1 protein-coding gene (running past one end of the window) is annotated in these 15,593 nt (G+C 74.7%); it reads right to left on the bottom strand.

What is annotated here, in order from left to right; all coding sequences use genetic code 11:
• Positions 1-65: 65 nt before the first annotated feature.
• A protein-coding gene (locus OG570_RS36080; protein ID WP_442788213.1) for a type I polyketide synthase crosses the window boundary here: on the bottom strand, positions 66-15,593 show its 3' portion. 4,701 nt of this gene lie beyond the right edge of the window; 15,528 of the gene's 20,229 nt are visible here — the last part of the coding sequence; its start codon lies beyond the right edge, outside the window; it ends in the stop codon at positions 66-68.

The following is a 15,593-nucleotide window of genomic DNA, read 5'->3' on the forward strand; positions in this document are numbered from 1 at the left end:
CAGACCCGGAAACGTCTAGTTGTTGCCCGTCACCGGGGCCGCCATCCGGCCTAGACCCGCTGCTCTCAGTCCTGTCCGCCCAGCACGAAGCGGACGAGATCGTCCGCATCCATGTCGCCGATATCGCCGTCGTCGCCGGTCTCCGCCGCGGATTCCTCGTCGTAGGTCCGCTCCGACCGGTCGACCGCCTCCACGAGCAGGTCCATCAGGCCCAGCGAGCGCAGCTGGTCGAATGAGACCGCCGCCAGGAACTTCCGGACGCGGGTCTCCTCTTCGGACAGCGGAACGTCGTCGACGTCACCGAACAGCTCGCGGTGGAGGTGCCCGGCGATGGCGTTCGCGGTCGGGTAGTCGAACACCAGCGTCGAGGCCAGCCGCACGCCCGTCCGCTCCGCCAGCACGTTCCGGACCTCGACGGCGGCGAGCGAGTCGACACCCATCTCCCGGAACGCCTGGGTCGGCTCGATGTCCGACCCGTCGCCGTAACCGAGCAGCTCGGCGGCGATCGAGCGCACCAGCGTCAGCAGCGCCTCGCGCCGCTCCGCCGGTTCCAGGTGGGCCAGTTCCTCGTGCAGGGTCGCCTCGGCCACGACGGCGTCGCGTTCGACGATCGTGTCCGCGCCCAGCGCCTGCCGGACCTCCGGCAGCTCGCTCAGCAGCGCGCTCTGGCGGGGCAGGGTGAACGTCTGGGCGAAGCGGCTCCAGTCGAAGTCCGCGGCCAGCACGGAGCCCTGGAAGCCCAGGGCACGGCCGAACGCCGTCATCGCCTCGGCCGGGGCCAGCGGGACCAGGCCGTGGCGCTGCATGTGGTCGAGCATGTCGCCCTGCATCGCCATCCCGGTCTCGCCCCAGAGGCCCCAGCCGAGCGAGGTGCCGCGCAGCCCGCGGCGCACCCGGTCTTCGGCCAGCGCGTTCAGGTAGGCGTTGGCCGCGGCGTAGGCGCTCTGCTTGCCGCTGCCGAGCATGCCGGCGACCGACGAGTACAGCACGAAGAAGTCGAGCTCCCGGTCCCCGACGAGCTCGTCGAGCAGCCGGGCCCCGGCCACCTTGGACTTGAGGACCGCTTCGACGTCGTCGAGGGTCAGGGCGACGACGTCGGCGCCGCCCTGCGGGACGCCGGCGGAGTGGACGACACCGCGCAGCGGGTGCTCGGCCGGGATCGCGTCGAGCATCGCGGCGAGCTGGTCGCGCTCGGCGACGTCGCAGGCCACGACGGCCGCCTCGGCGCCCCGCGCGGCCAGGTCTTCGACCAGCTCGGCGGCACCTGGTGCGTCCGGGCCGCGGCGGCTGGTCAGCACCAGCCGCTTGACGCCGGCGTCGGCGAGCCAGCGTGCGGTCTCCGCGCCGAGCGCGCCGGTGCCGCCGGTGACCAGGACCGTGCCGGGCCCGGCCAGCGCCGGGGTGATCACCGGGGTCTCGGCCGCGGTGGTGCGGCGCAGCCGCCGGCCGAGGATCCGGCCGGTCCGCAGGCACACCTGGTCCTCGCCGTCGATCCCGGCGAGCACGAGCGGCAGGTTCTTGAGGTCGGTCTCGCTCGGTTCGGCCGTGAGGTCGACCATGCCGCCCCAGGCCGCGGACAGCTCCAGCGCGACGGTGCGGCCGAAGCCCCAGACCGCGGCCTGCTCGACGGTGTCCGGCGCCGCCGGATGGTCCTCGACGCCCAGTGCCTCACGGGTCAGGCACCACAGCCGGACCCCGGCGCCGAACCGGTCGACCTCCTGGACCAGCGCCTGGACCAGGACGGCGGTGAGCGTCATCCCGGCCGGGGCCGTCGGTGCGCCCGGCAGCGGTTCGGAGCGCAGGGCCAGCAACGAGACGACGCCGTCGAACGAGCCGGGCAGCGCCTCGATCCGGGCCGCCAGGGCGACCGGGTCGGGTTCGGCGACCGGCAGCACCGTGACGTCACCGGGCAGCGCGCCGAGCACCCGGCCGACCCACGGCTGGTCCTCGGTGCCCTCGGCGATTACGGCGAGCCACCGGCCCGGCACCGCGGCTTCCGCCGGCACCTTCAACGGCGTCCAGTCGATCCGGTACCACCAGCGGTCGATCGCGGCGTCGCTGCGCAGCTTCTCCCGCCACGACGTCAGCGCGGGCAGGACGGAGTCCAGCGCCGTGCGGTCGACGTCCAGGACCGAAGCCAGGGTGTCGACGTCGGCGGCGGCGACCGTGCCCCACAGCCGCGCGTCCGCCGCGCTCTCCCCCGCCTCGGGCGCGGCCTTCGGCTGGGCCTCGGGCCAGTAGTTCTTGCGCTGGAAGGCGTACGTCGGCAGCGGGACGCCGGTGGTGACGCCGGCGCGGTCGAAGTAGGCGCGCCAGTCGATGGTGACGCCCTGGGCGTGCGCACCGGCGACCGCGGTCACCATCCGGCGCCAATCGCCCTCGCCGGTGCGCAGGGTCTCCTGGAACACCAGCGGCTCGCCGGTGGGGTCCATGGTCTGCTCCAGCGCCATCTTCAGCACCGGGCTCGGGCTGGGCTCGATGAACGCCGCGGTCCCGTCGGCGACCATCGCCGCGGACGCGTCGCCGAACAGCACGGTCTGGCGGATGTTGCGGTACCAGTACCGGGCGTCCAGTTCGGCGGTGTCCAGCAGGCCGCCGGTCACCGACGAATAGAACCGCACCGTGCTGCTGCGCGGCGTGATCGGCGCCAGCTGCTCCAGCAGGTCGTCCTCGAGGAGCTCCACCTGCGGCGAGTGCGCGGCGAAGTTCACCCCGGCCAGGCGCCAGCGCATCATGCCGGCGGCCGAGAGGCGCTTCTCCAGCGCGGTCAACGCGCCTTCGTCGCCGGAGACGGTGACCAGCTTCGGCCCGTTGACCGCGGCGATCGAGACCTCGTCACCGAGGTCCGCCACCAGGGCACGGACGTCGTCGGCCGGCGCCACGATCGACAGCATCACGCCGGTGCGGGCGAGCTTCTGCCTGATCAAACGACTGCGCAGGGCAACTACCCGGGCGCCGTCGGACAGGCTCAGGGCGCCCGCGACGCAGGCCGCGGCGATCTCGCCCTGCGAGTGCCCGACCACGGCGGCGGGCTCGACGCCGAACTCGCGCCACAGCGCGGCCAGCGACACCATCACCGCCCACAGCGCGGGCTGGACGATGTCGACCTCCTGCAAGGCCTCGTCGTCCTCCAGGACCTCGAGCAGCGACCAGTCGACGAACTCGGACAGCGCCGCGGCGCACTCGGCCATCGTCCCGGCGAAGACCGGGGACGCGGCCAGCAGGTCGCGGGCCATCCCGGCCCACTGCGAGCCCTGGCCCGGGAAGACGAACGCCGGGGCGCGGGTGCCGAAGGTGCGGCCGGTCACGACGTCCGGTGCGGCCTCCCCGGCGGCGACGGCGGTGAGCGCGGCCGTCAGCCCCGCCCGGTCCTCGCCGACCAGGACGGCCCGGTGCGCGAACGCCGACCGGCCGGCCAGCGCGCGGCCGATCGCGGCCGCGTCCGCCTGCTCGGGCAGGTGCGCCAGCACCCGCTCCGCCTGGCCGCGCAGGGCGGCCGACGTCCGGCCCGAGAGCACCCACGGCACGATCGCCGGCGGCGTCTCCGGGGCGGGCGCGGGGGCCGGCGCGGGGGCGGCTTCCAGCACGGTGTGGGCGTTGGTGCCGCTGATGCCGAAGGACGACACCGCCGCGCGGCGCACGCGGCCGGCGTCCGGCCACGGCCGGGCCTGCGACAGCACCTCGACACCGCTGTCCTGCCAGTCCACGTGGGACGACGGGGTGGCCGCGTGCAGCGAGCGCGGCAGGACGCCGTGGCGCATGGCGAGGACCATCTTGATGATCCCGGCCACGCCGGCGGCGGCCTGCGTGTGCCCGATGTTGGACTTCACCGAGCCGATCGGCAGCGGGTGCTCCCGGTCGCGGCCGTAGGTCGCGATGAGCGCCTGCGCCTCGATCGGGTCACCGAGCTTGGTGCCGGTGCCGTGCGCCTCGATCGCGTCGATGTCCGAAGTGGACAGTCCGGCCGCGGCGAGCGCCTGGCGGATGACCCGCTGCTGCGAGGGCCCGTTGGGCGCGGTGAGGCCGTTGGACGCGCCGTCGGAGTTGATCGCCGAGCCGCGGACGACCGCCAGGATCTCGTGGCCGTTGCGCCGCGCGTCGGACATCCGTTCCAGCAGCAGCATCCCGACGCCCTCGGCGAAGCCCAGGCCGTCGGCGTCGTCGGAGAACGCCTTGCAGCGGCCGTCGGTGGCGAGGCCGCGCTGGCGGCTGAACCCGACGAACGTGCCGGGCGTGGCCATCACGGTCGCGCCGCCGGCCAGCGCCAGCCCGCACTCGCCGTTGCGCAGCGCCTGCGCGGCCAGGTGCAGGGTGACCAGCGACGACGAGCACGCCGTGTCGACGGTCAGGGTCGGGCCTTCGAAGCCGAAGGTGTAGGCGACCCGGCCGGAGGCGACGCTCGGCGAGCTGCCGTTGCTCTCGTAGCCGTCGGTGTCGGCCATGTGGTTCAGCGTCAGGCCGTAGTCGTTGTACATCACGCCGACGAACACGCCGGTGCGGCTGCCGCGCAGGGTGGCCGGGTCGATCCCGGCGCCCTCGACGGCCTCCCAGCCGGTCTCCAGCAGCAGCCGCTGCTGGGCGTCGGTGGCCAGCGCCTCGCGCGGGTTCATCCCGAAGAACTCCGGGTCGAACTCCCCCGCGTTGTGCAGGAAACCGCCTTCGCGGGTGTAGGTCGTGCCGGGGTTGTCGGGGTCCGGGTGGTAGAGCGAGGCGATGTCCCAGCCGCGGTTGGCCGGGAACGCCGTGATCGCGTCGCGCTCCTCGGTCAGCAGCTGCCACAGGTCTTCGGGCGAGGAGACCCCGCCCGGGAACCGGCAGCTCATGCCGACGATGACGATCGGGTCGCCCGCGACGGCGGCGGGCACGGCGGTTTCGTCGGTCACCGCGCCGGAACCGAGCAGCGCTTCCAGGAGGTGCCCGCCGAGCGCGGCGATGGTCGGGTAGTCGAACACGGCGGTGGCGCTGAGCCGGACGCCGGTCGCGCCGTCGAGCCGGTTGCGCAGCTCCAGGGCGGTCAGCGAGTCGAAGCCGAGCTGCTGGAACGTCTGGTCGGCGTCGAGCCCGCCGGTGTCGGCGTGCCCGAGGACCTGGGCGACCTGCGCGGTGATCAGCTCGCGCAGGGCCCGGACGCGCCCGGCCTCGTCGAGCGCGCCGAGCCGGCGGACGAGACCGACCGCGGCTTCGCCACCCGCCGCGGCGGCGGACCGGCGCAGCGGGACGCGGATCAGGCCGCGCAGGATCGGCGGGACCTCGCCCATGGCCCGCAGCACGGGCAGGTCGAGGTGGACCGGCGCGAGGTCGGGCACGCCGGCGGCCAGGGCCGCGTCGAACAGCCGCGTGCCCAGCTCGGCCGGGATGGCAGGGGTGCCGGCGCGGGCCATCCGGGCGAGGTCGGCGTCGGTCAGCGCGCTCGTCATGCCGCTGCCCGCGGCCCACGGGCCCCAGGCGAGCGAGGTGGCGGGCAGGCCTTCGGCGTGGCGGCGGCGGGCGAGGGCGTCGAGGAACGCGTTGGCCGCGGCGTAGTTCGCCTGGCCCGCGGTGCCGACGGTGCCGGCGACCGACGAGAACACCACGAACGACGTCAGGCCGAGGTCCTTGGTCAGCTCGTGCAGGTTCCACGCGCCCTGGGCCTTGGGCCGCAGCACGCGGTCGAAGCGCTCGGCGGTCAGGGAGTCGAGAACGCCGTCGTCGACGACGCCCGCACTGTGCACGACGGCGGTCAGCGGGTGCTCGGCCGGGATCCCGGCCAGCAGCGCGGCCAGGGCGTCCCGGTCGGCGACGTCGCACGCGGCGACGCTCGCTTCGGTGCCGTGCGCGGCGAGTTCGGCGATCAGGGCGGTGACCTCGTCGACGTCGCCGCCGCTGCGGCTGACCAGCAGCAGCCGGCGCATGCCGTGCTCGGAAGCCAGGTGCCGGGCGAACAGCGCGCCCAGTCCCCCGGTGCCGCCGGTGATCAGGACGGTGCCGTCGGGGTCGCCGAAAGCCTCGGCTTCGGCCACGGCGACGCGGGCGAGCCGGCCACCGTGCACCTCACCGTCGCGCAGGACGACCTGCGGTTCGTCCGTGGCGAGAGCAGCGGCCAGGCCGGTCGTGTCGTCGGCGAGGTCGACCAGCGTGACGCGGCCCGGGTGCTCGGCCTGCGCGGAGCGCACGAGCCCCCAGACGGCCGCCGCGGCGGGGTCACCGTCGGTGGCCCCGCGGGTGAGGACGACAAGCCGGGTCTCCCGCAGCCGATCCTCGGCCAGCCATTCCTGGAGGAGTCCGAGAGTGCGGGCGGTCAGGGCACGGGCCGATTCGGCCGCGTCGTCGTGCGGCTGGCCCAGAAGCGGGAGGACCACCAGGTCCGGTGCGGCCGTGGCGGCCGCTTCGACGTCGTCGAAGGCGGTCTCGATTCCCGCTGTGGTCAGGAGTTCGGTCGTGTCGCCCAGGACACCGGCGGTGGCGAAGCCGGACGGCGTCGCGGTCAGCGGGGTCCACGTGAGCCGGTACAGGTGTTCCTGGCCCACCGGGCCGGGACGGGACGCGGTCAGCGGGCGCAGCCGCAGCGACGCGGCCTCCGCGACCGGCTGCCCGGCCGGGTCGGCGACGGCGATCGCGACACCCGCGCCGGACCGGGAGATCCGGACCCGGACGTTCGCCGCGCCGGTCGCGTGCAGCTGGACGCCTTCCCAGGCGAACGGCAGCTCGGCGGCACCGCTTTCGGTACCCAGCAAGCCGATCGCGTGCAGGCAGGCGTCGAACAGGGCCGGGTGCAGGCCGAACGCGCCCGCCTCCCCCGCCTCGTCGCTCGGGAGCGCGACGTCGGCGAAGACGTCGTCGCCGAGCTGCCACGCGGCGGTCAGGCCGCGGAACGCTCCGGTGTAGGCCAGTCCGGCGTCGGTGAGGCGCTCGTAGTGGCCGTCGAGGTCGACCTCGACGGCGCCGGCAGGCGGCCACTCCGCGGCGTCGAAGGTGGCCGCCGGACGTGCCGGGCCGAACATACCGGTGGCGTGCTGGATCCAGGCCAGGTCGTCGGCGTCTTCCGGTCGCGAGTAGACGGTGAGGGCGCGACGTCCGTCGCCGGCCGGCTCGGCTACGCGCAGCTGCACCTGGACGCCGCCGCGGCCGGGCAGGACCAGGGGCGCGGTGAGCGTGAGCTCTTCCAGGCACGGCGTCCCGGCTTCGTCGCCGGCCCGCAGGGCGAGTTCGGCGAAGACGGTGCCGGGCAGCACCACGCTGCCGCCGACGACGTGCCCGGCCAGCCACGGGTGCCCGGACACGGACAGCCGGCTGGTCAGCAGGATCTCGCCCGACCCGGCCGGGCGCACCACGGCGCCGACCATCGGGTGGCCGCCGACGCCGAGGCCCGCGGCGGTGGCGTCGCCACGTGGGGTCGCGCCGCCCTTCGGCCAGAAGCGTTCCCGCTGGAACGCGTACGTCGGCAGTGCCGTCCGCCGGCCACCGGCCAGCACCGCGGCCCAGTCGACGCGGACGCCGGTGACGTGCAGGCCGCCCAGCCCGGCGAGCGCGGCCCGCGGCTCGGGGACGTCCTTGCGCAGCAACGGAACCGTGACAACGTCGGACGGAAGGGTCCCGGCGGTCATCGCCGACAGGACGCCGTCCGGGCCGAACTCGGCGAAGACGCGGACGCCGCGCCCGTGCAGCGCCGTGACGCCGTCGGCGAAGCGGACCGTGCGGCGGACGTTGGCGACCCAGTGGTCCGCGCTCACGGATTCCAGCAGCTCGCCGGTCACCGTGGACACGAGCGGGATCCGCGGCGTGGCGTAGGTCAGGGACTCGGCCACCGCTCGGAACTCGTCGAGCATCGGGTCCATCAGCGGCGAGTGGAACGCGTGGCTCACCTTGAGCTGTGTCGTCTTCTCGAACTGGGCCGCGACGGCCAGTACGGCGTCCTCGACGCCCGCGAGCACGACGGCTTCGGGACCGTTGACCGCCGCGATGGCGACGTCGTCGCCCAGCAACGGGCGCACTTCGTCTTCGGTGGCCCGCACGGACACCATCGCGCCACCGGCGGGCAGCGCGCCCATCAGCGAGGCGCGGGCCGCGACCAGGGTGCAGGCGTCGGCCAGGGACAGCACACCCGCGACGTGCGCGGCCGCGATCTCCCCCACCGAGTGCCCGAGCACGTAGTCCGGGCGCACGCCCCACGACTCGGCGAGCCGGAACAGCGCGACTTCGAGCGCGAACAACGCGGGCTGCGCGGCGGCGGTGCCGGCCAGCGCGCGGGAGTCCTCGCCCCAGACGATCCCGGACCAGTCGCCGGGCAGCAGCTCGACGACCGCGTCCCAGGCCTGGGCAAACGCGGGGTACCGGGCGTAGAGCCGGCGGCCCATGCCGAGACGCTGGGCGCCCTGCCCGGCGAACAGGGCGGCGAGCTTCGCCGTCTCGTCCGCCTGGCCGGTGACGACGGCCGGGTGCGGCTCCCCCGCGGCCAGCGCTTCGAGCGCGGCGGCGAGTTCGCCGCGGTGCTCGGACAGCACGACCGCGCGCTGGTCGAAGGCGGTCCGGCCGGTGGCCAGGCTGTAGCCCGCGTCGACGCGGTTCAGTTCGGTGGCTTCGGTCGCGTGCTCCGCCAGCCGGGCGGCCTGCGCCCGCAGGGCTGGTTCGGTGAACGCGGACAGCGGCCACGGCACGACACCGGCGTCCGGCGGCGCGTCCGGCAGGTTCGCGTCCGGGGCCTGCTCGATGATCGTGTGGGCGTTGGTACCGCTGATGCCGAACGACGACACCGCCGCGCGGCGCGCCCGGCCGGTCTCCGGCCAGGGCCGGTTCCCGGTGACGACCTCGACGTCGCCGGCGGCCCAGTCGACGTGCGTGGACACCGCGCCGGCGTGCAGGCTCGGCGGGACGACGCCGTGCCGCAGCGCCTCGACCATCTTGATGATGCCGGCGACGCCGGCGGCGGCCTGGGTGTGGCCGATGTTGGACTTGACCGAGCCCAGCAGCAGCGGGGTTTCCCGGTCGCGGCCGTAGGTCGCGAGCAGCGCCTGGGCCTCGATCGGGTCACCGAGCGTGGTGCCGGTGCCGTGGCCTTCGACGACGTCGACGTCCGCAGTGGACAGTCCGGACGCGGCCAGCGCCTGGCGGATCACGCGTTGCTGCGACGGGCCGTTGGGGGCGGTGAGGCCGTTGGACGCGCCGTCGGAGTTGACGGCGGAACCCTTGACCACGGCGAGCACCGGGTGGCCGTTGCGGCGCGCGTCGGACAGCCGCTCCAGCAGCAGCATCCCGGCGCCCTCGGACCAGCCGACGCCGTCCGCGTCGTCGGAGAAGGACTTGCAGCGGCCGTCGGCGGACAGGCCGCGCTGACGGGAGAACCCGACGAACGTGCCCGGCGTCGACATCACGGTGACGCCGCCGGCGAGGGCGAGCGTGCACTCGCCGGAACGCAGCGCCTGCGCCGCCCAGTGCAGCGCGACCAGCGACGACGAACACGCCGTGTCGACGGTGACGGCGGGGCCTTCGAGGCCCAGCACGTACGAGACGCGGCCGGAGGCGACGCTGCCCGCGCTGCCGTTGCCCTGGTAGGCCTCGAGGTCACCGCCGGAGACGAGGCTGTTGTAGTCGTTGTACATCACGCCGGCGAACACGCCGGTCCGGCTGCCGCGCAGGACACGCGGGTCGATGCCGGCCCGTTCGATCGCCTCCCACGAGACTTCCAGCAGCAGCCGCTGCTGGGTGTCGGTGGCGACGGCTTCGCGGGGGCTCATCCCGAAGAACGCGGCGTCGAACTCGGCCGCGTCGTGCAGGAACCCGCCGTGGCGCGTGTAGGACGTGCCCGGGTGGTCCGGGTCGGGGTCGTAGAGGGAGTCGACGTCCCAGCCGCGATCGGACGGGAACTCGGTGATGGCGTCGGTACTTCCGGCGACGAGGTCCCAGAGCTGCTCGGGCGTGGTGACGCCGCCCGGGTAGCGGCAGCTCATCGCGACGATCGCGATCGGCTCGTCGAGCAACGGCGCAGTCACCCGTGCCGCGTCCTGGTGGTCGTCGTCCGCGCCGGCCAGCTGGCCGGTCAGGTGCCGGGCCAGCGCGGTCATCGTCGGGTAGTCGAAGACGGTCGTGGCCGGCAGCGCGACGCCGGACGCGGCGGTCAGCTTGTTGCGCAGGTCGACGGCGGTCAGGGAGTCGAGACCGAGCTCCTGGAACGTCTTCGCGGCGGGGATCGCGGCGGCGTCGGCGTGCCCGAGCACCAGCGCGACCTGGCCACGCACGAGGTCGAGCACGGCTTCGGCCCGCTCGTTCTCGCTCAGCCCGGCCAGGCGGCGCACCAGGCCGGCGGCGGCCGGACCACCGCCGGCGAGGCGACGCCCGGAGACCCGGACCAGGCCGCGCAGCAGCGGCGGGATCTCCGGCTGGGTCCGGATCACCGGCAGGTCGAGGCGCACCGGCAGCAGCACGGCGCGGTCGGTGGTCAACGCGCGGTCGAACAGCCGGATGCTCTGCTCCGGCTGCAGCACCGGCATGCCGAGCCGGGCCATCCGCTCGATGTCGGCGTCGGAGAGCGCCCGGGTCATCCCGGTCGCGGCGGCCCACGGGCCCCAGCCCAGCGACTGCGCGGGACGTCCTTCGCCGGCGCGGCGCAGGGCGAGCGCGTCGAGGAAGGCGTTGGCGGCGGCGTAGTTGGCCTGCCCGGCACCACCGAAGGTGCCGGCGACCGACGAGAAGGAGACGAACGCGGCGAGGTCGAGATCGCGGGTCAGCTCGTGCAGGTTCCAGGCCGCGTCCACCTTGGGGCGCAGCACGGTCGCGAGCCGCTCGGGGGTCAGCGACCCGAGAACGCCGTCGTCGAGCACACCGGCGGTCTGCACGACGGCGGTCAGCGGGTGCTCGGCCGGGACGTCTTCGAGCAGCGCTCGCAGCGCGTCGCGGTCGGCGATGTCGCAGGACCGGACGTCGACCTCGGCACCGGCCTCGGTGAGGTCGGCGACCAGTTCGGGAGCGCCGTCGGCGGCCAGGCCGCGGCGGCTGACGAGCAGCAGGCGCCGGGCGCCGCGCTCGGTGACCAGGTGGCGGGCCAGCAGCCCGCCGAGCCCACCGGTGCCGCCGGTGATGAGCACGGTGCCGTCGGGGTCCCAGGAGGCGGCACTTTCACGTGAAAGTGCCGCTTCGGCGCGGGTGAGGCGGGCCGCGCGCAGGTCGCCGTCGACCAGCGTGACCTGCGGTTCGCCCGTTCCGAGGGCCGAGGGCAGTGCGGCCAGGGACTCGGCGGTGCCGTCGAGGTCGACGAGCACGATGCGGCCAGGGTGCTCGACCTGGGCGGTGCGGGCGAGGCCCCAGACGGCGGCGGCGGGCAGGTCCGCCCCGGTCGTCGCGCCGCGGGTGACGAGCACCAGCCGCGCCGCGGCGAACCGCTCGTCGGCCAGCCAGTCCTGCAGCAGGGCCAGGACGTGCGTGGTGAGTTCGCGCGTTTCCCGCACGACGTCGGCGTTCTCGGCCCCGGCGACCGGGAGGACGACGAACGGCGGGACGTCACCCTCGAAGGTCAGCGGGCTCGGGAGCCGCGTCGCGTCCGGGAAGACGCCGGCGACGCCGAGCGGGTCACTGCCCGCGACGGCCACCGCGCCGGTCTCGGGGGCGCCGGGGGTGAACGGGATCCAGTCGAGCTGGAACAGGGAGTCGCGGTCGGCGGTGTCGTCGATCGCGCCCGAGGGCAGCGGCCGGAGCACCAGCGAGCGCACGGACGCGACGGGGTGGTCGTCGGCGTCGGTGACGTGCAGGGAAACCGCGTCGTCGCCGGCGGGTGAGATCCGCACGAGCACCGCGGTCGCGCCGGCCGCGTGCACCGAGACGCCTTCCCACGAGAACGGCAGCGAGCCGGGGCGGACGGCGGTGCTGAACGACGTCGCGTGCAGGCAGGCGTCGAGGAGCGCGGGGTGCAGCCCGAACGACGCCGCGTCGGCGTGTTCGTCCTCCGGCAGCTCGACTTCGGCGAAGACGTCCTCGCCGTGCCGCCACACCGCGGTCAGGCCGCGGAAGGCCGGGCCGTACTCGAAGCCCTGGTCGGCGAACCGGTCGTACAGGTCGGCCAGGTCTGCTTCGGCCGCGCCGTCGGGACGGCGGACCGGCTCCGGCGCGGGTTCAGCGGTGGCCAGCAGCGTGCCGCTCGCGTGCCGGGTCCACGGCTGGTCGATGGCGTCTTCGCGGCGCGAATAGACGGTGATCGGCCGGTCGCCGGCCTCGTCGGGCGGGCCGACGGCGACCTGGACGTGCGTGCCGGCCTCGTCGGCCAGCACCAGCGGCGCTTGCAGGGTCAGCTCGCCGACACCCGGGCAGCCGAGCTGGTCGCCCGCGCAGACGGCGAGCTCGAGCAGCGCGGTACCGGGCAGCAGGACCGAACCGGCGATGCGGTGCCCGGCCAGCCACGGGTGGGTGGCCAGCGAAACCCGTGCGGTGAACAGGAATCCGCCCGACTCGGGCAGGTCGATGCCGCCGCCGAGCAGCGGGTGGGCGACGGCGCCGAGGCCGATCGCGCCGACGTCGCCGGGCAGCGTGGCCATCCGCGGCCAGAAGCGTTCGTGCTGGAAGGCGTAGGTGGGCAGGGCGAGCTGGTGGCCCCCGACGAAGTAGGCGTCCCAGTCGACGTCGACGCCGTGCCGGTGGAGCGCGCTGAGGGCATCAACGATCGCGTCGACGTCCTCGCGGTCACGGCGCAGTGCCGGGACGGCGACGGCTTCGGCGGGGAGAGTGTCGGCGGCCATGGCGCTGAGCACGCCGGCCGGGCCGACCTCGAGGAACGCCGTAACGCCGTCGGCGAGCAGGGCCGCGACGCCGTCGGCGAACCGGACGGCTTCGCGGACGTGGCGCACCCAGTAGTCCGCCGTGCCCAGCTCGTCGCCGGCGATCGCGCCGGTCAGGTTCGACACCACCGGCAGCTCGGCCGGGGCGTACTCGACGGTCTCCGCGATCGCGCGGAAGTCGTCGAGCATCGGGTCCATCAGCGGTGAGTGGAACGCGTGGCTGACCTTGAGGCGGCTGGTCCGGTAACCGTCCGAGGCGAAGGTCGCGGCGATCTCCGTGACGACGTCTTCGTCGCCCGACAGGACGACCGACTCCGGCCCGTTGACCGCGGCGATCGACACTCCGGCGCGGCCGTCGATCGCTCCGGCGACAGCCGCTTCGGTCGCGTTGATCGCGACCATCGCGCCACTTGTGGGCAGTGCGGCCATCAAGCGGCCACGCGCCGCCACCAGGCGGGACGCGTCGGCGAGGGAGAAGACGCCGGCGACGTGCGCCGCGGCCAGCTCACCGATCGAGTGGCCGAGCAGCAGGTCCGGCGTGACGCCCCAGGAGCGCAGCAGGCGGTACAGCGCGACCTCGATCGCGAACAGCGCGGGCTGCGCGACGTCGGTGGGTTCGAGGGACGCGTCGACGTCGAACATGCGCTCCCGCAAGGAGAACCCGAGTTCCGGGTCGAGGTGCGCGCAGACGTCGTCGAGGGCCTCGGCGAACGCCGGGAACCGCTCGTACAGCTCACGTCCGGCGCCGGCGCGCTGGGCGCCCTGGCCGGTGAACAGGAACGCCGTCCGGGCCCCCGGGGTGGCCGGAAGTGGCACGTCCTCCCCCGCCGCGAGGGCGGTGAGCGCGGCGACCGGGTCGCCGGTGAGGACCGCGCGGTACTCGAACGCCGTCCGGGTGGTGGCCAGTGACCAGGCGACGTCGCGGGGGTCGGCGTCGCCGACCGCCGTCAGGAGCCGTTCGGCCTGGGCACGCAGGGCTTCCGGCGTCCGGGCGGCCAGCAGCCACGGCGCGGGCCGGTCGTCCTGGGTCACCACGGGTGCCGGTTCGGCGGCCGGGGCCTGCTCCAGCACGACGTGGGCGTTGGTGCCGCTGATGCCGAACGACGACACGGCGGCCCTGCGTGGGCGGCCGGTCTCCGGCCACGGCCGGGTGTCCGTCACGAGCTGGATGTCGCCGGCCGTCCAGTCCACGTGGGACGACGGCGCGTCGATGTGCAGGCTCTTGGGGACGATGCCGGCGCGCATGGCGAGCACGGACTTGATCACGCCCGCGACACCGGCGGCGGCCTGGGTGTGGCCGAGGTTCGACTTGACCGAACCGAGCAGCAGCGGCTGGAACTCGTCCCGCTCCTGGCCGTAGGTGGCCAGCAGCGCCTGCGCCTCGATCGGGTCGCCGAGGGTAGTGCCGGTGCCGTGGCCTTCGACGACGTCCACTTCGGACGGTGTCAGCCCGGCGGCGCCGAGTGCTTGACGGATGACGCGCTGCTGCGACGGCCCGTTCGGCGCGGTGAGGCCGTTGGACGCGCCGTCGGAGTTGACGGCGGAGCCGCGGACCACGGCGAGCACGGGGTGACCGTTGCGGCGCGCGTCGGACAGCCGCTCCAGCACGAGGACGCCGACGCCTTCGGACCAGCCGACGCCGTCGGCACTGTCCGCGTAGGACTTGCAACGGCCGTCGGCGGCGAGGCCGCGCTGGCGGCTGAAGTCGATGAACGTGCCCGGCGTGGCCATCACCGTGACGCCGCCGGCCAAGGCCAGCTCGCACTCGCCGCGTTGCAGGGCGGTCGCCGCCATGTGCAGCGCGACCAGCGAAGACGAGCACGCGGTGTCGACGGTGACCGACGGGCCTTCCAGCCCGAAGACGTAGGAGATGCGGCCGGACAGCACACTGCCCGCGTTGCCGGTGCCGAGGTAACCGAGCGAGTCAGCCGGGAACTCGACGTTGGCGCCGAGGTAGTCGTGGTACATGATCCCGGCGTAGACGCCGGTCCGGCTGCCGCGCAGGGTGCCCGGCCGGATCCCGGCGCGTTCCAGGGCCTCCCACGACGTCTCCAGCAGCTGGCGCTGCTGCGGGTCCATCGCCAGGGCCTCACGCGGCGAGATGCCGAAGAAGCCGGGGTCGAAGCCCGCGACGTCGTCGAGGAAGCCGCCGTCGCGGGTGTAGCTGGTGCCCGCGTGGTCGGGGTCGGGGTGGTAGATGGCGTCGACGGGCCAGCCGCGGTCGCCGGGGAAGCGTGAGATGCCGTCGCCGTCGCCGACGACGAAGTCCCACAGCTCGTCCGGGGACGTGATGCCGCCCGGGTAGCGGCAGCCCATCGAGACGATGACGACGGGGTCGGACTCGACGGCGGCCGCCGTGCGCACCGGCGTCCGGTCGACGGCATCCAGGGAGCCGAGGGAGCCGACCAGTTCGTCGTGCAGGTGGCGGGCCAGGGCGAGGACGGTCGGGTAGTCGAAGACGAGCGTCGCGGGCAGCCGCAGGCCGGTTTCGGCCTGCACGGCGTTGCGCAGCTCGACCGCCGACAGCGAGTCGAAACCGAGGTCGGAGAACGACTGGGCGGGCTCGACCTGGCTGATCGAGCTGTAGCCGAGCAGGCCGACGACGTGCGTGCGCACCAGGTCGACCAGCGCGCGCTGCCGGTCGGCCGGGGCCAGCGCGGCGAGCCGGGCGGTCAGACCAGAGTCGGCCTTCGGGCGGCGGCGGGCCGAGCCGCGCACCAGGCGTCGCAGCAGGGGCGGGACCTCCGGCGCGCCCGAAAGCGTGTCGAGGTCGAGGCGGACCGGGGCGAGCAGGGCGTCGTCGGCGCCGAGCGCGGCGTCGAACAGGCTCAGCGCCTGGTCGAGGGCGAGCGGCGG

The organism is Amycolatopsis sp. NBC_01286 (assembly GCF_035982555.1).
Taxonomy (GTDB): Bacteria; Actinomycetota; Actinomycetes; order Mycobacteriales; family Pseudonocardiaceae; genus Amycolatopsis.